Genomic DNA, 17,860 nt, shown 5'->3' with positions numbered 1-17,860 from the left:
TGCCATGGTCGGCCTATTGCTCCTTGAGGCAGCTGAGACCGGTTTCCAGGTCGAAGAGATGCATCGCCTCCTCGTCGAAGAAGAGGGTGAGCGTTTCGTCGTCGCGGATCGGCGTGCGCGGCGGTAGGCAAGCCATCAGCCGCTGATTTCCGGCAAGGGCGGTGACGACGAGTTCTGGGCCGGTCAGCTCGGCGACCTCCAGGGTTGCCTTGAGCGACGGGCCGGCGCCGTCCGTGCGAAGGACCTCGGGGCGGATGCCGAGGACGAGTTCGCGGCCATTGACGGCGGCTTGGGCGAAGCGGGTCGGTAGGGGCAGGCTGGCATCAGAACCTGCAATCGCCAGCCGGCCATCGCGCACTGTCGCCTTCAGCAGGTTCATCGGCGGAGCGCCGACGAAGGTGGCAACATAGAGTGTTGCCGGATGGTTGTAGATTTCCTCAGGCGTGCCCAGCTGCTCGATACGGCCGTCGCGCATGACGGCGATGCGGCTTGCAAGGGTCATCGCCTCGATTTGATCATGGGTTACATAGACGACCGTGGTCTTCAGCATCTGATGCAGCCGCTTGATCTCAGTGCGCATCTCCATGCGCAGCTTGGCGTCGAGATTGGAGAGCGGCTCGTCGAAGAGAAACACTTCCGGCTTACGCACCAGCGCCCGGCCGATCGCGACGCGCTGGCGCTGGCCGCCGGAGAGCTGGCTCGGTTTGCGGTCGAGAAGGTTTTCGATCTGCAGGAGTTTCGCGGCATCGCGCACGGCCTTGTCGCGCTCGGGCGCCGGCACCTTGCGCATTTCCAGGCCGAAGCCGATGTTCCGGTGCACCGTCAGATTGGGATAGAGCGCATAGGATTGAAAGACCATGGCGATGTCGCGGTCCTTCGGATGTACTCCGAGAACCGACCGCCCACCGATCCTGACGTCGCCGCTCGTCGCCTCGGCAAGGCCGGCAATGATGTTGAGGAGCGTGGACTTGCCGCAGCCGGAGGAGCCGAGCAGCACGAGGAATTCGCCGCTTTCCAGCGAGATGTCGATGCCTTTCAGCGTTTCCACTTCGCCATAGGTCTTGCGGATGTTTTCAATGTCGAGCGCGCTCATGACATGGGCTCCTGAGGAGCCGATGGCTCGCCATAGCTGCGGGGAAGGGTGGAAATGGCGCGCGAGGCGACCTGTGTCCCTGCCGCCAGGCAGGAAGCCAGCGGCTTGCCGTCTGCCAATGCTGCCAGGAAGCCGGCATTGAAGACATCGCCGGCGCCGATCGTATCGACGACCTTGACGACGGGTGCAGTTGCGGATGCCGGCAGGCCATCCGGCCCGATGGCGATGGCGCCATCCGGGCCGCGCTTGACGACGATGATCGCGCCCTCCGGCATATGCGACCTGACCTCACGGGCGGCTTCGACCGGATCGGCGATGCCGGCAAGCGTCGTCGTCTCGACCTCATTCAGCAGTGCAATGCCGCTGCGCGAAAGCCAGGCACGGGCGGCCGCGCAATTTTTTTCGGTCCAGCCGTCGAGCGGCCAGCCGGTATCGAGTGCGACAATGATGTCGTGGCCGTCGGCCCAGTCGAAGAAGGCGTCATATTCGCTCGCCAGATCGTCGGTCAGAAAGCCGCCGCAGAGAAGCGCGTAACCGCCGCGCAGTCTTTCGCCGTCGATGACTGCGAACACGTCGGCGAGGCTGAAGCGCGGCAGATGGCCGGTCGTCGTGAAGAAGGTGCGCTCGCCGTCCGGATGGGTGATGCCGACGGAAAGCGTCGTTTTCTCGGGGCGTACCGGCCAATTTTTGGAGCGATGGCCGAAGGCTTCCGCCAGCCAGCGGCCGAACTGGTCGCTGCCGATATTGGCGGCGATCTCGAATTCGATGCCGAGCGCCTGCCAGGCGAGAGCGCTGTTGCCAGCGGAGCCGCCGACGCGGAGCTCGTCGTGATCGACGATGATTTCCGTGCCGGCCTTCGGCCAGGGGGCGGCCGGTCCGAGGATGAGATCGACATTGACGTTGCCGATGACTGCAAGCGGCCGCATTCATTCACTCCGGGTAATCTTGGTGGAGCGGATCGGCGTTCCGGCATTCTCCACGCGGGTTTCGGCAAAAGCGATCATCAGCCGCTGGGCGACAGGCAGCATGGCGAAGATCGCGGCAAGGCCTGTCGCCGGGGCAAAACCGATCGTCACCGCCCCTGTGACCGGGGCTTCGTTCGAGGCGTCGAACAGGATGACGGGCGCGCCGGTCTCGACGGCGGACACCGCCATGGCGGTGACGAGGCCGGCCGTCTCGTCGAGGCCGCGGAACAGCACGACGCCGATCTCCGGTCCCAGCATCTCCATCGGGCCATGGCGCAGCTGGCCGCCTTCGAGGGAAAAACAGGGCCGTCGCGAAAGCTCGGTCAACCCGAGGGCCAATGCCTCGGCGACACCCTGCAGGCGGCGGCCCGAGGTAACGACGGTCACGACGTTTTCGAGGGCGGAAAGGGCCGCTGAGATGTCATGGTTTTCGGGCGCCTGGAGGACGGCAAATGCGGCCGCCGGATCTTCGCCGAGGGCAGCAAGAATCGCCAGATGCAGGGCGAAGGTCACGGTCAGGCTGCGGGTGGCGGCAAAGGCAAGCTCGGTGCCGCCGCTGCCGACCAGCGATGGGGCGGTTCTGGCAAGGAAGGAGCTGGCTTCGAGCGTCAGGCCGAAGGTTTCCTCCGTGCCGCCGGTCTCGTCGAACCAGCGCAGGACCTCGGCGCTTTCGCCGGATTGTGAGGTGACAAAGATGGTCCTGCCGGCGATCGGCAGCGGCTGGCCGAGCTGTTCGGAAAGCGGCAGGGCGACGGCATCGATGCCGAGCGCACGGTAGAGCGGCTCGACGGCGCGGTTGACCGCATGCGAGCCGCCCATGCCGATCAAAAGCAGCCGGCCGGTCTTCTTCAGCGAGGCGGCGGCTCTTGCCGCCATCGGTGCCGCGGCTTCATAAGAGGCGATGGCATCGGCGTGCTGGCGCGCCATTTCGCGGTCGATCGCCGCAAGTCCGGCGGGCCGGTTTGTTTCTGTTGTCATGTTCACCCCTTGACGCCGCCGCTGGTGAGCCCTGAAATCAGGGCGCGTTGCATGACGAGACCGATCAGCACCGGGGGCAGGGCGGCGAGCACGCCTGCCGTGGCGATCAGTCCGTAATCGGAAACGCGCCCGCCCGCGAGATCGGCAATGGCGACCGTCAGTGTTTTGGCGCGCTGGTCGGAGGTGAAGAGCAGCGCATAGAAGAATTCATCCCAAGCCAGCAGGAAGGCAAAGAGGCTCGACGTCGCGACCACGGGGGCGGCGAGCGGCAGCGTGATGATCCTCAGCGTCTGGAACAGGCCGGCGCCGTCGATCATCGCGGCGGATTCGATCTCGCGCGGGATGGAATCGAAGCCCGATTTCATCAGCCAGGTGGTGAAGGGCGCCAGGATGGTGAGATAAACGAGGGCGAGGCCGAAGACGTTGTTCAGCATGCCGAGATGGGAGAGACCCATATAGAGCGGTACGGCGAGCGCCACCGGCGGCAGCATGTAGGTGGCGATCACCATCGACAGCGACCAGCCGACCGAAGGCGTGCGCGACACCGCCCAGCCGGCCGGAATGGCGAGCGCGATGGCGGCGATGGTCGCCATGCCGGCCACCTCGATGCTGTTGCGCAGCGACGACGTGAAAGCGGCGCCGGCGCTGTTTTCCAATGTCGACAGCAGGAGCTGGTATCGCGAGAAATCCGCCGTCTGCGGCCACCAGCGCAGCGGCTTTGCCGCAAGGTCGGCGGCCGGCGAGATGCTCATGATGAAGAGCCAGAGGATCGGCGCCAGGATGACGGCGGCAAGCAGCAGCGCGCAAAGATGAATGAAAGCGGAAAAGAGGGGGCTTTGACGTTCCATCAGGCGGCACTCCCCGCGGTCCTGCGCACCAGGGCGGCGTAGCCGACGGCGAGCAGCGTCACCAGAAGTGTGACGATCAAGGCCAGCGACGCGCCCGAACCTGCCCGCTGGAAGGAGAAGGCTTCCTGGTAGACGAGGATTGACAGCGTGCGGGTGCTGTTGGCCGGGCCGCCGCGGGTCATTACCCAGATGATGTCGAATACCTTGAAGGCTTCGATCGTGCGCAGCACGAGCGCCACCATTAGCGGGCCGGCGAGATAGGGCAGGATGACGAAGCGGAAACGGCCAAGCGCGCCGGCGCCGTCGACGAGCGAGGCCGCGGTGATATCGCGCGGCACGGCCTGGAGTGCGGCAAGCGCGATCAGCGCCACCAGCGGAAAATTCTTCCAGCAGTCGGCGACGATGAGGGAGGCGAGCGCCGTGCCGGGCTCGCCGAGCCAGGAGCGATAGGCATCGAGCAGGCCGAGCTGCGTCAGCGCAGCGTTGAGCGCACCGTATTCCGGATTGTAGATCAGCCGCCAGAGCGTGGCGTTGACCACCGTCGGCAGCGCCCAGGGCAGGATCATCAGGGCGCGCAGCGCGGTGCGGCCGCGGAACTGCTGGTTCAGCAGGAGTGCTGCAAGCACGCCGATCACCATTTCGGCGGCGACCGAGACGATCGCGAACCATGCGGTCGTGACCAAGGTGCGCTGGAAATTCGAGCCGGAGAGCATCTTCACGTAATTATCGATGCCGACGAAATTGCCCCCGGTGCCGACGAGCTTGGCATCGGTGAAGGAGAGGCCGACGGTATCGACCAGTGGCCAGCCGATGACTGAGATCATGACCACGAGAAGCGGCAGCATCAAAAGCCACGCGCGGGTTGTCAGCCATGTGCCCGACATCGAGGCGACCCTTCTTCATTCACAGGTTTGGGAGGCGGGCGGCGACAGGCGCCGCCCGGAGTTCATGCCGGGCTCAGAGGCCGCTGTTTTCCGCGGCCGACTTCAGCGCGTCCTCGGGCGTGGACTGGCCGAGCAGTGATTCCTGGATTGCCTGCTGCAACGCCGTCGAAAGCTCCTGATATTTCGGCGTCGTCGGGCGCGGATACATGGCGGCGAGGCCGACCTTCGCGGCCGAGATCAGTTCTTCCTGGCCCTTGGTAACGGCCGGGTCCGCGTAGGAGGAGGCCCAGATCGGCAGGCTGAGCTTGGCGTAAGCGTTCTGTGTCGCCTGCGAGGTCATGAAGGTGATGTATTTCCAGGCCTCGTCGGGATGCTGGCTGGCGGAGGTGATGCCGAGGCCCATCGAGCCGTTGACGGCCGAAGCCTCGCTCTTGCCGGCTACCCCCGGGGCCGGCACGACGCCGACCTTGCCCGCGACCTTGCTGTCCTTCGGGTCGTTGGCCATGTTGTACATGTAGGTCCAGTTGAGCGCGAAGGCGGCATCGCCATTTTCGAAGACCTTGCGGACGTCCTCTTCCAGGAACTCCTTGGAGTTCGGATTGGTCAGGCCGGACGTATAGCTGGCCACCATATATTTCAGAGCGTCAAGGCCGCCGCCACTCTGGAAGGCAGGTTTGCCGTCCTTCAGGAAATCTCCGCCATAGGCGCTGACGAGCGTGGTGTAGTCGCAGATGGCGGCTTCGGCCTGCGACCAGCTCCAAGCGATCGGCGTGGCAAGCAGGCCCTTGTCCTTGATCGTCTTTGCCTGTTCGGCCAGCTCGTCCCAGGTCTTCGGCGGGGCCTTGATGCCGGCCTTCTCCAGAAGCTCCTTGTTGTAGAAGAGATATTTGGTGTCGAGGATCCACGGCATGCCGTAATATTTGCCTTCATACTGCACGGTGGTCCAGGCGCCCGGCAGCACGCCCTTCTTCATCTCGTCAGTGATGCGGGAGGAGACGTCGACCAGAACCTTGTTGGTGGCATATTCGGCCGGCCAGATGACGTCGAAGAGAACGACGTCGTAACCGCCGCCGGAACCCTGTGCCAGCACCGTCTTATCGTGCAGGCCTTCATAGGGGACGAATTCGAGATTGATCTTGATATCGGGGTTCGCCTTGACGAAGGCGTCGGTCATGGCGCGCACATCGGCTTCGCTATAGGCGGCCTGCGCCATGAAAAGCGCGTTCAGCGTCGTTTCGGCGAAAGCATGTGGAGCAAAGGATGCGCCGATCAAGGCCGCACCCAGAAGCGTCTTGTTGAGAGATTTCAGCATTGCAGCCTCCAGTTTTTAAAGTTTACGCATGGCCGATGGCGGTTCTGCCGCCATCGGTTTTCGAGAAGGCACGCGTGAAAAAGAACGTGCCGATTCATCATCTCGGAGCGTCGTTGGAGGCCCTATTCGGCTTCCAGCGTTCCCTGGAACTCTTCGGTCCCTGATTAAGTCAAATGTCTTGACTTATTACTTCGCCAACATTCTACTGGAGTCAAGAGGCAATTGACACATGAACGACGTCAGGCCGATCCGGGCCAAGAGCGGCACCAATCACGAAGGCACCAGCGCCCATAACCGGCGCGTGATGATCGATGCCTTGAGGATCAATGGCGCGCTTTCGCGCGCCGATCTGGCGCGGGCGACGCGGCTGACCAAGCAGACGGTGTCGAATATTATCGAGGAACTCGAGCGCGATGGTCTCGTCAGTTCGCAGGAGGTGGTGCGCAAGGGCAGGGGGCAACCCTCGACACCCTATCGCCTCGTGCCCGAAGGGGCTTTCGCGATCGGTCTGCAGATCGACCGGCATGTGACGCGGGCGGTCGCCGTCGATCTCGTCGGCACCGTTCTCGTACGCGCAGAAGCCGTTTTGCCGCCGGGAGGTCCTTCGACGGGAACCAAGGCCATTCTCGATCTCGTCGCAGGCGTGCGATCGGGGCTTGCCGGGATCGTCCAGCAATCGGAAAAACGGCTGGTCGGCCTCGGCGCCGCAATGCCCGGCCCCTTTGGGATGGACGGCAGCGGCGATGATCCTTGGATGATGGAGGCGTGGCAGAAGTTTCCGCTCCTGGAAACGCTGAGCGATGGCACCGGCCTCGATGTCAGCCTTCAGAATGACGCGGCAGCGGCTGCGACCGCCGAGCGCATGGTGGGAGCCGCCCACGGCGTTGATCATGCCGTCTGCCTGTTTGTCGGCTACGGCATCGGTGCCGGCCTGATCCTCAACGGCGAGCTCTATCGCGGCGCCAACGGCAATGCCGGCGAGATCGGCATGGCGCTACTGTTTGCCGATGGTAAAGCGACGCCGCTCGAACACCGCGCCTCGCTCGCCTCGCTCTACCAGCATCTGTCGGCCGATCCGGCCGATCCCGATCTCCATGCGCGCATCAATGAGCTCGCCTCCAACGGGGCCCCAAGCATCGAAGACTGGATCGAGGCGGCGGCGGCGGACCTGCGCTGGAGCATCCATCTCATCGAAACGGTCTTCGATCCGCAGACGGTGATCCTCTGCGGCAGTGCACCGGAGGCGCTGGTAAGCAGGTTGATTGCGGCGATCGGGCCGCTGCTGCCCTCGGTCGCTGAAAGGCGTGGCCGGACGCTGCCACGCCTGCAGCCCGGCATGGCCGATCCCTGGTCGGTCGCGGTCGGCGCCGCCGCCGGACCGATCAGCCGGGCATTCGATCCGCATTTTGCTGCAATTTTGAAGGATTCTCGCTGATTTCGAGCCTGATACCGGGCGTTGCGCAGCAGTGCAACGGCAGAAAAATGGCCCTCTTTGTAAGTTTCAAGCGACCAATGCAAGCGAATGAAGAGGCTTTATCGAAGTATAGTAAAGTATTGAAAATCATTGAAAATTATATGAAATCTGGTATAGATATAATTATTCGGCAGTGCGCTGGGGTGGCTGGCGAGGCTTATCTCAATATAGCCTTCAGCCGTGGCATATAACATCCGCATGAAAGTTTCGTGACGGCGCGATTTCGTTTGTTTCATGTCATGGAATATTCATTGGCCGCGGCAATTTGGACCAGCTAATAGGGCGTGCGCTGAAAGTGCGCGTCTCTTTTACGTTCGAGGTTCTCATGCAAGCCAAGCTTCTCGGCGCCGTCGGCGCCCTTCTCGCTACAGCGTTTCTTGCTGATCCCGCTGCCGCCGCCGATAAGACCAAGATCGACTTCTGGTTCGGCAATTCCGGTGACATCGCAAAGCGTGTCCAGGAACAGTGCGATCGCTTCAACCAGTCGCAGGGCGACTACGAAGTCGTCTGCACCAGCCAGGGCAGCTACGATGCTTCCCTGCAGAATACGATTGCCGCTTTCCGCGCCGGCAAGCAGCCGACGATCGCTCAGGTCTCCGACGCCGGCACCCTCGACATCATGCTCTCCGGCGCCTTCTATCCGGCAAACCAGCTGATGACCGACATGGGCTACACCGTCGACTGGAACGATTACTTCTCGGGTATCGCAGGCTACTACGCCACGTCGAAGGGCGAGATGTATTCCTTCCCCTTCAACTCCTCGACCGCTTTGCTCTACTGGAACAAGGACGCCTTCGCCAAGATCGGCAAGGATCATGCTCCGGCGACCTGGAAGGAAGCCGGTGAGGACTTCAAGGCTCTGAAGGACGCCGGCTATGCATGCCCGCTCGCCTTCGACATCTCCAGCAACGAAGTCTGGCAGTACGTCGAGCAGTTCGAAGCCGTCAACGGTGAGCCGATCGCCACGAAGAAGAACGGCTTCGAAGGCCTCGACGCCGAGCTGGTCTTCAACAAGAACCCGCTTCTCGTCAGCTACATCAAGGATCTCAAGTCCTGGTACGACAACAAGCTCGCCGTCATCAAGAACAAGGCCGTCGGCCAGACCTTCGTCGAAGCCTTCGCCGCCGGCGACTGCCAGGTCATCCTGACCTCGGTCGGCGACCACGGGAATATCGGCCGCACCGCCAAGCAGGGCATGAACTGGGGCGTTGCCATGCTCCCGACCTATGGTGACGCAACCCGTCACAGCTCATATGTCGGCGGCGCTTCGCTCTGGGTTCTGAAGGGCCATTCGGACGCCGAGTACAAGGCAGCCGCTGCCTTCTTCAACTTCATCGCGAAGCCCGAAGAAGCTCTGACCTGGTCGACCGTTACCGGCTACATCCCGGTTCGCAACTCCGGCTTCGAATATCTGAAGAAGCAGGGCTTCTACGATAAGGCGCCTTACGCCGGCCGTGAACTCGCCATCCAGAGCCTGACCGCTTCCCCGGCCGGCGACGCAGCCGCCAAGGGCATCCGTCTCGGCGGCCTGCTGCAGGTCCGCACCGAGATCGCCAACGGCCTGCAGGCGATCTTCGTCAACAATGCCGACGTCCAGGCCTCGCTCGACTCTGCTGCCGAACGCGGCAACCAGCTCCTGCGCCGCTTCCAGCAGACCTACAAGAACGTTCAGCTCCCCTGATCGCCTAATTGAGCCGCACCCGGCCCGCCTTGCGCGTGCCGGGTGCGTCTTTGTAAGTTCTCCCAACCAGTCGCGGATGCGCTGCCGCCCGCGCCTGAAGTCAAACCAGGGCGAAAACGACCACCCATGGAAAAGCGCGTCACTTTCTCCTCGACGACGATCGGCCTTCTCTTCGCATTCCCGATGCTGCTGCTGATCTTCGTCTTCTTCTACTGGCCAAGCGCGCAGGCGCTTTATTGGGCGTTCACGCTCGAGCAGCCATGGGGCGGCGGCAATGCCTGGGTCGGCTTCGACAATTTCAAACTGCTGCTCAGCGATCCGATCTATTGGGAATCGATCACCCGCAGCATGGTCTTCGGCTTCAGCTCGACGATTATTGCCATGGGCCTGGCGCTCATCCTGGCGCTTTTGACCGATCGTGAACTGCGCGGCCACAAGGTCTACCGGTCAGTCTTCATCTGGCCTTACGCGATCGCCGCGCCCGCTCTCGGGCTTGCTTTCCGCTTCATCCTGGCGCCGGAGGCCGGCCTTCTCTCGGTCATCAACCATGTCTGGCCGGGCCTCTGGAACCCCGCGCTCGACGGCAAGGACGCGATGATCGCCGTCATCGTCGCCTTCTCCTGGAAATATATCGGCTACAACTTCATTTTCTTCCTCTCGGCTCTGCAAGGCATTCCACGCTCGCTGATCGAAGCGGCGGCCATGGACGGTTCAGGGCCGATGCGCCGTATCTGGGATATTCAGCTGCCCTTGCTGACGCCGACGCTGTTCTTCCTGCTCGTCATCAACATCACCGAAAGCTTTCAGGATTCCTTCGGCATCGTCGACGTCATGACGCAGGGCGGCCCGGCACGCGCGACGGAGCTGATGGTCTACAAGATCTATTTCGACGGCTTCCGGGGCCTCGATTATTCGGGCGCTGCGGCGCAATCGATCATCCTGATGCTGCTCGTCGTCATGCTCACCATCTTCCAGTTCCGCTTCATCGAGCGGCGCGTGCACTACAAGTGAGGTCGCGGACATGATCGAACGCACGCCGATATTCAACTTCATCTGCTACACGCTTCTGCCGCTCGGCATGGTGATCGCGCTCCTGCCTTTCGTCATCGTCATCATCGCATCGACGCTCGATCTGGAGACGGTCAACCGCGTGCCGCTGCCGCTGACGCCGGGCTCGCATTTTTGGGAAAACGCCCGGGAAGCCTGGGTTCGCGCCGATCTCGGCACCAAACTGCTGCACAGCATCATCTTCGCGACGTCGGTCGCCGCCGGCAAGGTCATCCTTTCCGCCATGGCAGGCTTCTCGATCGTCTATTTCCGCTTCCGCGGCCGCTATGTGATTTTCTGGATCATCTTCATCACGCTGATGCTGCCGCTGGAAGTGCGCATTGTACCGACCTATTCGATCGCGGCCAACGCGCTGCAGCCGTTCCAGACGATCCTCGATATCACGGGCATCAGCTGGCTCGTGGCGCAGATCAGCGGCATCCAGATCAAGCTCGCATGGGGTCTGCTGAATTCCTACCCCGGCCTGGTTCTGCCGCTGGTCGCAACCGCGACCGGGACGTTCCTTTACCGGCAGTTCTATCTGACGGTTCCGGATGAACTTGCCGAGGCCTCGAAGATGGATGGGTCGGGCCCGGTTCGGTTCTTCTGGGACATTCTGGTGCCGCTGTCGCGGCCGAACATGATCGCGCTGTTCACCATCATGTTCGTCTGGGCATGGAACCAGTATCTCTGGCCGCTGCTGATCACTACCGATCCGAATTTCGGCATTGCGGTGACGCAGCTCAAGACCCTGATCCCGTCCGAATTCGGCCTGCCCGATTGGAACGTCGCGATGGCCGGTACCCTGATCATCATGTCGCCGCCGCTGGTGCTCGTCATCCTGATGCAGCGCTGGTTCGTGCGCGGCCTTATCTCCACCGAGAAGTGAAGGAACAGACCTGTGGCACCGATCTCAATCCGTGATGTGAAGAAGAGCTACGGCAAGCATCCCGTGGTTCACGGCGTCGACCTGGAGATTAAATCCGGTGAATTCGTTGTCATCCTCGGCCCGTCCGGCTGCGGCAAGTCTACGCTCTTGCGCATGATCGCCGGTCTGGAGGAAATCAGCGGCGGCGAAATCGCCATTGACGGCCGCGTTGTCAACCAGCTGGAGCCGCGCGAGCGCGGCTGCGCGATGGTGTTCCAGAACTATGCGCTCTACCCGCATATGACCGTTGCCGAGAATATCGGTTATGCGCTGAAGGTGGCCGGCATCGCGAAGGCTGAGCGTCAGCGACGCATTACCGAGGTCGCCAAGGCGCTCAGCCTCGAACCCTTCCTCGACCGCCGCCCGGCCGCTCTTTCCGGCGGCCAGCGCCAGCGCGTCGCCATGGGCCGCGCGATGATCCGCGAGCCGAAAGTGTTCCTCTTCGACGAGCCGCTGTCCAACCTCGACGCCAAGCTGCGCATCGCCATGCGCGCCGAAATCCGTCGGCTCCACCGCCGCCTCGGCGCCACCTCGATCTTCGTCACCCATGACCAGACGGAGGCGATGACGCTGGCCGACCGGCTGGTGGTGATGAATGGCGGCAGGGTCGAGCAGGTCGGCACGCCGGAAGAGGTCTATCATCATCCGGTCTCGCGCTTCGTCGCAGGATTCGTCGGCACGCCGGCGATGAACCTGCTCGAAGGCACGATCAACGATGAAGGTGTCTTCGTCTATGACCAGAGCCGCAAGATTGCGCTGCCGCGCGAACGCGCCGCGCCGCTGAAAGGCAAACGCGTCGTGCTCGGCATGCGCGCAGAGGCCGCCCGGCTGGTGGCGCCGGATGCACCCGGCGCCTTGATCGCGACGGCCGATTTCATCGAAGAGCTCGGCGCGAGCCGCGTCGTGCATGCCGATTTCGACGGACTGCCTTTTGCCGTGGCGCTGACGGATGCCGTGAGCGTGAAATCGGGCGATCCGATCGGCATCGCGATTGATCACAATGCGATCCACCTCTATGCCGCCGATACCGGCCGGATCATCGAGACCCCTGCCATGAGCAGTGCCGGCCCCGTCCACGCCTGACGAATTCATCGACGGTCGGCGTCAGCGATGGATCGGATCGATCCAGGGAACGTCTTCCGGTTTTTCCACAGGCTCGATATCGAGATTGACGACGACGGGCTCCTGGCCTGAGCGGACGAGCACGCATTCCAGCGTCTCGTCTCGGCTGGCGTTGATCTCCTGATGGGGCACGTAGGGCGGGACATAGATGAAATCGCCGGGGCCCGCCTCGGCGGTAAATTCCAGATGCTCGCCCCAGCGCATGCGGGCCTTGCCCTTGACGACATAGATGATGCTTTCGAGATCGCCGTGGTGGTGGGCGCCGGTCTTGGCATTGGCATGGATCGTCACCGTGCCGGCCCAGATCTTCTCGGCGCCGGCGCGCGCATTGTTGATCGCCGTTGCGCGGTTCATGCCCGGCGTCTGCGCCGTGTTAGGATCGAGCGAATTGCCGGGAATGACCTTGACGCCATGTTCCCGCCAGTCGATGTGAGAATGCTCGTGGTCGCCGCTCATGCCTTGCCTCCGCCTTCGATATAAACAATCTAGGTGGGCGCCGCCCGGCGGCCAAGCGGATTTATCTTCTAGGAAAGCGTTCACTTGATGAGCCACCTCCCGCAGATCGATTACGACACCGCTTCGCCAGAGGTTCGCGCGGCGCATGATGAAGAAATAAGGATGCGCGGGCGCATGACCAACATGAAGCGGACGCTCCTGCATTCGCCGGTCGCCCATCGCATCTATGCCGAGTGGTTCACGCTGCGGGCCGAACTCGATCCTGTGATCGGCGACCGGGAAATCTGGATCTTCTCCCATGCGATCTCGAAAGCGGCGAGTTCGACGATCGCCATCACCTTCTTTCGCCGGGCGCTGATCAACAAGGGTTTCGACCCCAATGCGCTGGAGCTTTCGGAAACGGAAGCACTGCTCGAGGCATTCGGCAGGGCGATCGTCGTCGATTCCAACGCCGTTCCGGCCGAGCTCTGGACGAGACTGAAAGAGCGCTACGAGACCAAGGTGCTCATCGATCTCGTCGCCTTCGCCGGCATAATGCTGGCGACAGCCATCTTTAACAATGTCGTCGGCGTCGATTTCGATCCGGAGCTTGAACCCTTTGCCGAAGACGCGGACTCGGTCTAGCCGCCAAGCGACGCGATCGCGGCCTCGACCGCTTCGGCGCCGGGCCTGCTCGGCCGGTATTCGAGGCCGACGGCGCCATCATAGCCGTTGGCGAAGATCCAGTTGAGGCGGTGGGCGAGGTCGATGCCGCCGGAACCCGGTTCGTTGCGGCCGGGATGATCGGCGACATGGACGTGGAAGACGCGGTCGAGGCGGCCGTCGAGCACCTCTTCGGTGCGTTCGTCCATCACGGCGGAATGGTAGATGTCGTAGACGATGCCGATCTCGGGACGGCTGACATCGGAGACGATGTCGAGGCCTTCGTGGGTGGAATCGAGGAAATAGCCTATATGGTCGATGCGGATGTTGAGCGGCTCGACGCCGAGGCGCACGCCGCTGCCCTTGAGGATATCGGCGCCGGCCTTCAGCGTTTCGGTGAGCGCCCGGCGCTGTTCTTCGCGGCTGACGCCCGGAAGATCGTCGCCTGCCTGAGCGATCAGCACCGGCGCGCCGAGGCGTCTCGAAACGGCGACGGATTCGGCAAGGCCTTTCAGCCAGGACTGCCGGTTGGCCGCATCGGTCAGCGCGATCATCGGTTCGGCGACAAGGCTGGTGAGGGCAAGGCCGGTTTCATCAAGCGCCGCCTCAATCGCATCCAGGTCCTTGTCGCTCCAGCGCCAGAATTCGACCGCCGTCAGGCCGCCGGCACGTGCGCGGCGGATGCGATCGGCAAAGCTGCCGTCTCCTTCGGCAAACAGCCATTCTATGCAGGCTGAATAACGTCGCATGAAAACTCCTCCTAGGTGGGAGCTCAGGCTGCGACAGATCGGAGTCTGTCGCAAGGCTTGACGCCCGGATTCATTGGCGGAACACTCGCCATATCGGACGGGGCTCGCCGGCGCTTGTGGAGGAAGATATGGATCTGGGATTGAAGGGAAAGATCGCCGTGATAACAGGCGCGTCGGTCGGCATCGGGCTGGCGATCGCCGAAGGGCTGGCGGCCGAGGGCTCCAACCTCGTGCTCGCCGCGCGCGGCGGTGAGCGGTTGGAGGCGGAGGCTGCCCGTATCGCCGGAAAATACGGTGTCAGCGCCACCGCGGTTGCCGCCGACGTTGCGACGGTTGCGGGAACGGAGGCGATCATTGCTGCGGCCGCAGAGAAGGGCGGCGCCGATATCCTCATCAACAATGCCGGCACCGGATCGAACGAGACGGTGATGGAGGCGCCTGACGAGAAGTGGCAGGCTTATTGGGATCTGCATGTGATGGCTGCCGTGCGCCTTGCACGCGGGATCGCGCCGCAGATGAAGAGGCGCGGCGGCGGTGTCATCCTGCACAATGCCTCGATCTGCGCCGTCCAGCCGCTCTGGTACGAGCCGATCTACAATGTCAGTAAATCAGCGCTGATGATGTTTTCGAAGACGCTCTCGACCGAGCTCATCCCGGACAATGTCCGCGTCAACTGCGTCAATGCCGGCCTGATCCTGACGCCGGACTGGATCAAGACCGCCAAGCAGCTGACGGCCGAAAGCGGCGGCAACTGGGAAGGCTACCTGCAGAGCGTCGCCAATGAGCATGCCGCCTCCAAACGGTTCGGCACGCCGGAGGAACTGGCGAATGTCTTCGTCTTCCTCAGTTCGGAACGAGCAAGCTACTGCATCGGATCGACCTATTTCGTTGACGGCGGCATGTTGAAAACGATCTGACGGATCATCAGGCCGAAGATTGGCGGCGCCTTCTGTGGACGTTGCCGAGATAAGCTATAAATAATAGCTATTTTGTTGTATCTTCACGCTTTCGACGCTATTTGCCTGCTATTGGCGGGGTGAATACTGCGTTTTCGACAGGGCAAAGACAAATGCTGACGAAAAAGGGAAAATATGGCCTGAAGGCGCTGGTCGATCTGGCGCGGCTGCCGCCGGGCGAGACCGCCTTCATCAATGACGTTGCCGCCCGCAACAATATCCCGAAGAAATTCCTCGATACGATCCTCTTGGAACTGCGCAATGTCGGCATTCTGCGTTCGAAAAAGGGGCCCGGCGGCGGTTATTCCCTCTCGCGGCCGGCCTCCGAAATCCGCATCGGCCATGTCATCCGCACGCTCGACGGGCCCTTGGCGCCGATCCGCTGCGCCAGCCGTACGGCCTATGAGGCCTGCGACGACTGCGCCGATCCGGAAACCTGTCAGGTGCGGCGTTCGATGACCGATGTTCGGGACGCGATCGCCGCCATTCTCGACAATATGACCCTCGAACAATTCGTTGCGGCGGGCGGACAGGTCGAGGGCGCGACGGAGGAATTACCGATCTCTGCCGCCAGCTGAGATCTCTTCCCTTTCATATCGTCCCCGCACAACGGCGGCGCTCTGCTGCAATCGTTCAGGTTTCGATCTTCTGCGACACATATTCGCCTGCGCTACGCAGCAATCGGTCCAGCGGCAGCGACAAGCCGTGAATGCGGGCGTTGCGCCAATGGCGATCGAGATTGAGCCCGATGGCGGCCGATGTCTGGCCTGCGAGTTCGAACAGCGCGTTGGCGGTGCTGAGCGCCGCTTCGCCGGCTATGATCGCGGCCGCCGAAGCGGAAAAATGCGCATCCGCCATCGCCGCCTCCACGGGATTGACCTGGGCAAAGTCGAGTTTTCGGCCAGCCCGTTCCAAGGCCGCCGCCGTCGCTTCGATGCTGACGGCGTGTTTGCCGATGTGAGCGAGGACGGCGGCGTGATCGCCGACCGCTGTCATCAGGTCGGCCCAGGCGGCACGCGCGATACCGAGGCTTACCCCGGCCTTGAGCAAAAGGCCAAGCGAGACGCCGGTCGAATATCGAAACGAAGGCGCCGGCGCGATGGCATCGGCATTAACATGGAGTGCGCCGGCGATCGCCGTTGCCGACCCATTGGTACGCTGGCCGAAGCCGTCCCAATCATCGATCACCTGCAGGTCGTCGTCGCTACGGGTGAGGTACAGCGTCACCGGGCGGTTGGGCGCAAGTGTGTGCGCAGCGACAATCCAGTCGGCATAGAGAATTCCGGCCGCCTGCCGAGTGCGGCCGCTCAGGCGATAGCCAAGGCCTTCGCCGACCAGTTCGGATCCGTCAACGAACGTGGCCGCCGCGAAGCGGTCGCCGAGCAGCACACGGGCAAAGAGTGATGCCTTCAGATCTTCGGCGGTCTGAACGCGGAGTGTTTCCAGCGTGGAAAAATGATTTTCTAGGGTCTCGCCGATCGAGGCATCGGCCTCTGCAACGATCGCAACGATTTCTGCCAGCAGGGCGTTCGGCACGTCGAGCCCTTCATGGTCGGGCGGAACAGTGATTGCGGTCAGTCCTGATATCGACAGGGCGTCGAGCTCGGCAAACGGCAGAATGCGGTTGATATCGCGTTCGCTCGCCTCGCGCCGGAATGCGGCGGCGAGGTCACGGGCCGTGGATATTGCCGCCTCTTCGCTTTCGATGCGCTGCGCTGGCGGTCTCAGGCGGTGATGAAACTGCGATACGGTTCCCATCGATCACTCTTTCCTCTGAGGGATAACAGGAGTGAGGGATTTCGCTCCGGATGATAAGAACGGTTTTTCTAGAAAAAACCGACGCTTCGAATTTTCTCACCAACTTGATCACCTCGCCCTCGACGCTACTTATGGTTAACCGGGGCTTCCTTGATTGAGAAACATGATGAGCGACTCTCTTGCTCGCCGCAGCGAGGTTTCGAAAATGGCACGCCAGCCGAGACCGCGTCTGACGCTGGATATTGCCGATATCCCAACCTATGCCATTGGCGACATTCACGGCCGGCGCGATCTGCTCGTGAAGGCAGAGCAGGCAATCTTAAGCGATGCGGCACGGCTGCCGGGGCGCAAGCTGATCGTGACGCTCGGCGACTATATCGACCGCGGCCCGGAATCGGCACAGGTCATCGCTCACCTCATGGAGCCGGCGCCGGAGGGTTTCGATCGGATCTGCCTTGCAGGCAACCACGAGATCGCAATGCTCGACTATATCGACGGCTGGCTTTCCTATGACGACTGGATGCGGATCGGGGCGGCGCACTCGCTGAAATCCTATGGGCTCGATCCGGAGCATCTGCCGCTGGTCTTCCCCTCCGGCGCACAGCTCGACGCCTTCCTCCGTCATTCGCTGCCGCACACGCATATCGATTTCATGCGGGCTATGCCGATCATGCTGGACACGCCGAGCGTATTGTTCGTCCATGCCGGTATCGATCCGGCGCAGCCGCTCGAGGCGCAGACCGACGAGGATCTGGTCCTCATCCGCCACCGTTTTCTCGACAGCAGGATTCCACTGCCGAAGCTCGTCGTCCACGGTCATACGCCGAACGACGAGCCGGAGATTCGCGCGAGACGGCTCAATCTCGACACACGCGCCTTTCGCAGCGGCAGGCTGACCGTCGCTCGCCTGTGGCAGGGCCAAGTGCATCTGTTTTCTACCTGACATCACGCCACCGGGAAGGCTCCG

General features: G+C 62.5%; 18 protein-coding genes. 9 read left to right on the top strand and 9 right to left on the bottom strand.

Features of this window, described 5'->3' with window-relative positions; translation table 11 throughout:
- Positions 1 to 13: 13 nt before the first annotated feature.
- The 6 genes from N2597_RS16050 to N2597_RS16025 form a co-directional block, all read right to left on the bottom strand.
- Positions 14 to 1,093, bottom strand: coding sequence for an ABC transporter ATP-binding protein (locus N2597_RS16050; protein WP_183598491.1), 1,080 nt, complete (start codon positions 1,091 to 1,093; stop codon positions 14 to 16).
- Entirely contained in the window at positions 1,090 to 2,019 is a 930-nt protein-coding gene (locus N2597_RS16045; RefSeq protein ID WP_096763807.1) for a PfkB family carbohydrate kinase, read from the bottom strand. The genes N2597_RS16050 and N2597_RS16045 overlap by 4 nt, the downstream gene beginning before the upstream one ends.
- Positions 2,020 to 3,042 (bottom strand): SIS domain-containing protein, encoded by a 1,023-nt coding sequence (locus N2597_RS16040; RefSeq protein ID WP_183598489.1) that lies wholly within the window; start codon positions 3,040 to 3,042, stop codon positions 2,020 to 2,022.
- Complete coding sequence (locus tag N2597_RS16035) at positions 3,039 to 3,884, bottom strand: carbohydrate ABC transporter permease (RefSeq protein ID WP_038690932.1); 846 nt, start codon at positions 3,882 to 3,884, stop codon at positions 3,039 to 3,041. The genes N2597_RS16040 and N2597_RS16035 overlap by 4 nt, the downstream gene beginning before the upstream one ends.
- Positions 3,884 to 4,768, bottom strand: a complete 885-nt coding sequence (locus tag N2597_RS16030; protein WP_106796563.1) for a carbohydrate ABC transporter permease — start codon at positions 4,766 to 4,768, stop codon at positions 3,884 to 3,886. The genes N2597_RS16035 and N2597_RS16030 overlap by 1 nt, the downstream gene beginning before the upstream one ends.
- Before the next feature lie 73 nt (positions 4,769 to 4,841).
- Positions 4,842 to 6,080 carry an extracellular solute-binding protein gene (locus N2597_RS16025; protein ID WP_183598487.1) on the bottom strand — a complete coding sequence of 413 codons (1,239 nt, stop codon included), beginning with the start codon at positions 6,078 to 6,080 and terminating at the stop codon, positions 4,842 to 4,844.
- A gap of 229 nt (positions 6,081 to 6,309) precedes the next feature.
- Here N2597_RS16025 and N2597_RS16020 point away from each other — a divergent pair, with 229 nt between their 5' ends.
- From N2597_RS16020 to N2597_RS16000, 5 genes are all read left to right on the top strand, one after another.
- Entirely contained in the window at positions 6,310 to 7,515 is a 1,206-nt protein-coding gene (locus N2597_RS16020) for an ROK family transcriptional regulator (RefSeq protein ID WP_096763802.1), read from the top strand.
- Between the two features lie 364 nt (positions 7,516 to 7,879).
- Positions 7,880 to 9,235: an extracellular solute-binding protein gene (locus N2597_RS16015; RefSeq protein ID WP_183598485.1), complete on the top strand. Its 1,356-nt coding sequence runs from the start codon at positions 7,880 to 7,882 to the stop codon at positions 9,233 to 9,235.
- A 126-nt stretch (positions 9,236 to 9,361) separates the two neighbouring features.
- The gene (locus N2597_RS16010; protein ID WP_038690923.1) at positions 9,362 to 10,246 is read left to right on the top strand and encodes a carbohydrate ABC transporter permease; all 885 of its coding nucleotides are present in this window, start codon (positions 9,362 to 9,364) and stop codon (positions 10,244 to 10,246) included.
- A gap of 10 nt (positions 10,247 to 10,256) precedes the next feature.
- Entirely contained in the window at positions 10,257 to 11,171 is a 915-nt protein-coding gene (locus tag N2597_RS16005; protein ID WP_183598484.1) for an ABC transporter permease subunit, read from the top strand.
- Between the two features lie 12 nt (positions 11,172 to 11,183).
- Positions 11,184 to 12,293 carry a sn-glycerol-3-phosphate import ATP-binding protein UgpC gene (locus N2597_RS16000; protein WP_096763799.1) on the top strand — a complete coding sequence of 370 codons (1,110 nt, stop codon included), beginning with the start codon at positions 11,184 to 11,186 and terminating at the stop codon, positions 12,291 to 12,293.
- Positions 12,294 to 12,314: 21 nt separating this feature from the next.
- On the opposite strand, the gene N2597_RS15995 is transcribed toward N2597_RS16000, so the two are convergent.
- Positions 12,315 to 12,788, bottom strand: coding sequence for a cupin domain-containing protein (locus N2597_RS15995; RefSeq protein WP_009994847.1), 474 nt, complete (start codon positions 12,786 to 12,788; stop codon positions 12,315 to 12,317).
- A gap of 87 nt (positions 12,789 to 12,875) precedes the next feature.
- On the opposite strand from N2597_RS15995, the gene N2597_RS15990 reads away from it, so the two are divergent.
- The gene (locus N2597_RS15990; RefSeq protein WP_183598482.1) at positions 12,876 to 13,412 is read left to right on the top strand and encodes a carboxymuconolactone decarboxylase family protein; all 537 of its coding nucleotides are present in this window, start codon (positions 12,876 to 12,878) and stop codon (positions 13,410 to 13,412) included.
- Here N2597_RS15990 and N2597_RS15985 read toward each other — a convergent pair.
- Positions 13,409 to 14,179 (bottom strand): TIM barrel protein, encoded by a 771-nt coding sequence (locus N2597_RS15985; protein ID WP_096763798.1) that lies wholly within the window; start codon positions 14,177 to 14,179, stop codon positions 13,409 to 13,411. The genes N2597_RS15990 and N2597_RS15985 overlap by 4 nt on opposite strands.
- Before the next feature lie 128 nt (positions 14,180 to 14,307).
- On the opposite strand from N2597_RS15985, the gene N2597_RS15980 reads away from it, so the two are divergent.
- Positions 14,308 to 15,096 carry an SDR family NAD(P)-dependent oxidoreductase gene (locus N2597_RS15980; RefSeq protein WP_183598480.1) on the top strand — a complete coding sequence of 263 codons (789 nt, stop codon included), beginning with the start codon at positions 14,308 to 14,310 and terminating at the stop codon, positions 15,094 to 15,096.
- Positions 15,097 to 15,248: 152 nt separating this feature from the next.
- Positions 15,249 to 15,713: an RrF2 family transcriptional regulator gene (locus tag N2597_RS15975; protein WP_009996604.1), complete on the top strand. Its 465-nt coding sequence runs from the start codon at positions 15,249 to 15,251 to the stop codon at positions 15,711 to 15,713.
- Positions 15,714 to 15,768: 55 nt separating this feature from the next.
- On the opposite strand, the gene N2597_RS15970 is transcribed toward N2597_RS15975, so the two are convergent.
- Positions 15,769 to 16,893, bottom strand: a complete 1,125-nt coding sequence (locus N2597_RS15970) for an acyl-CoA dehydrogenase (protein WP_106796566.1) — start codon at positions 16,891 to 16,893, stop codon at positions 15,769 to 15,771.
- Between the two features lie 166 nt (positions 16,894 to 17,059).
- Between N2597_RS15970 and N2597_RS15965 the strand changes: the two genes are divergently transcribed.
- Entirely contained in the window at positions 17,060 to 17,836 is a 777-nt protein-coding gene (locus tag N2597_RS15965) for a metallophosphoesterase family protein (protein ID WP_170961505.1), read from the top strand.
- The last annotated feature ends 24 nt before the right edge of the window (positions 17,837 to 17,860 follow it).

It is taken from the genome of Rhizobium sophoriradicis (assembly GCF_025200795.1).
Taxonomy (GTDB): domain Bacteria; phylum Pseudomonadota; class Alphaproteobacteria; order Rhizobiales; family Rhizobiaceae; genus Rhizobium; species Rhizobium sophoriradicis.
This window is presented reverse-complemented; position numbering and strand designations above follow the sequence as displayed.

Excerpts from the sequence above, each read along its gene's own strand:
- N2597_RS15970 (WP_106796566.1), bottom strand. The coding sequence starts at position 16,893 with ATGGGAACCGTATCGCAGTTTCATCACCGCCTGAGACCGCCAGCGCAG.
- N2597_RS15965 (WP_170961505.1), top strand. The coding sequence starts at position 17,060 with ATGAGCGACTCTCTTGCTCGCCGCAGCGAGGTTTCGAAAATGGCACGC.
- N2597_RS16050 (WP_183598491.1), bottom strand. The coding sequence starts at position 1,093 with ATGAGCGCGCTCGACATTGAAAACATCCGCAAGACCTATGGCGAAGTG.
- N2597_RS16010 (WP_038690923.1), top strand. The coding sequence starts at position 9,362 with ATGGAAAAGCGCGTCACTTTCTCCTCGACGACGATCGGCCTTCTCTTC.
- N2597_RS16025 (WP_183598487.1), bottom strand. The coding sequence starts at position 6,080 with ATGCTGAAATCTCTCAACAAGACGCTTCTGGGTGCGGCCTTGATCGGC.
- N2597_RS16015 (WP_183598485.1), top strand. The coding sequence starts at position 7,880 with ATGCAAGCCAAGCTTCTCGGCGCCGTCGGCGCCCTTCTCGCTACAGCG.
- N2597_RS15995 (WP_009994847.1), bottom strand. The coding sequence starts at position 12,788 with ATGAGCGGCGACCACGAGCATTCTCACATCGACTGGCGGGAACATGGC.
- N2597_RS16020 (WP_096763802.1), top strand. The coding sequence starts at position 6,310 with ATGAACGACGTCAGGCCGATCCGGGCCAAGAGCGGCACCAATCACGAA.
- N2597_RS16045 (WP_096763807.1), bottom strand. The coding sequence starts at position 2,019 with ATGCGGCCGCTTGCAGTCATCGGCAACGTCAATGTCGATCTCATCCTC.
- N2597_RS15990 (WP_183598482.1), top strand. The coding sequence starts at position 12,876 with ATGAGCCACCTCCCGCAGATCGATTACGACACCGCTTCGCCAGAGGTT.
- N2597_RS15975 (WP_009996604.1), top strand. The coding sequence starts at position 15,249 with ATGCTGACGAAAAAGGGAAAATATGGCCTGAAGGCGCTGGTCGATCTG.
- N2597_RS16030 (WP_106796563.1), bottom strand. The coding sequence starts at position 4,768 with ATGTCGGGCACATGGCTGACAACCCGCGCGTGGCTTTTGATGCTGCCG.
- N2597_RS15985 (WP_096763798.1), bottom strand. The coding sequence starts at position 14,179 with ATGCGACGTTATTCAGCCTGCATAGAATGGCTGTTTGCCGAAGGAGAC.
- N2597_RS15980 (WP_183598480.1), top strand. The coding sequence starts at position 14,308 with ATGGATCTGGGATTGAAGGGAAAGATCGCCGTGATAACAGGCGCGTCG.
- N2597_RS16035 (WP_038690932.1), bottom strand. The coding sequence starts at position 3,884 with ATGGAACGTCAAAGCCCCCTCTTTTCCGCTTTCATTCATCTTTGCGCG.
- N2597_RS16005 (WP_183598484.1), top strand. The coding sequence starts at position 10,257 with ATGATCGAACGCACGCCGATATTCAACTTCATCTGCTACACGCTTCTG.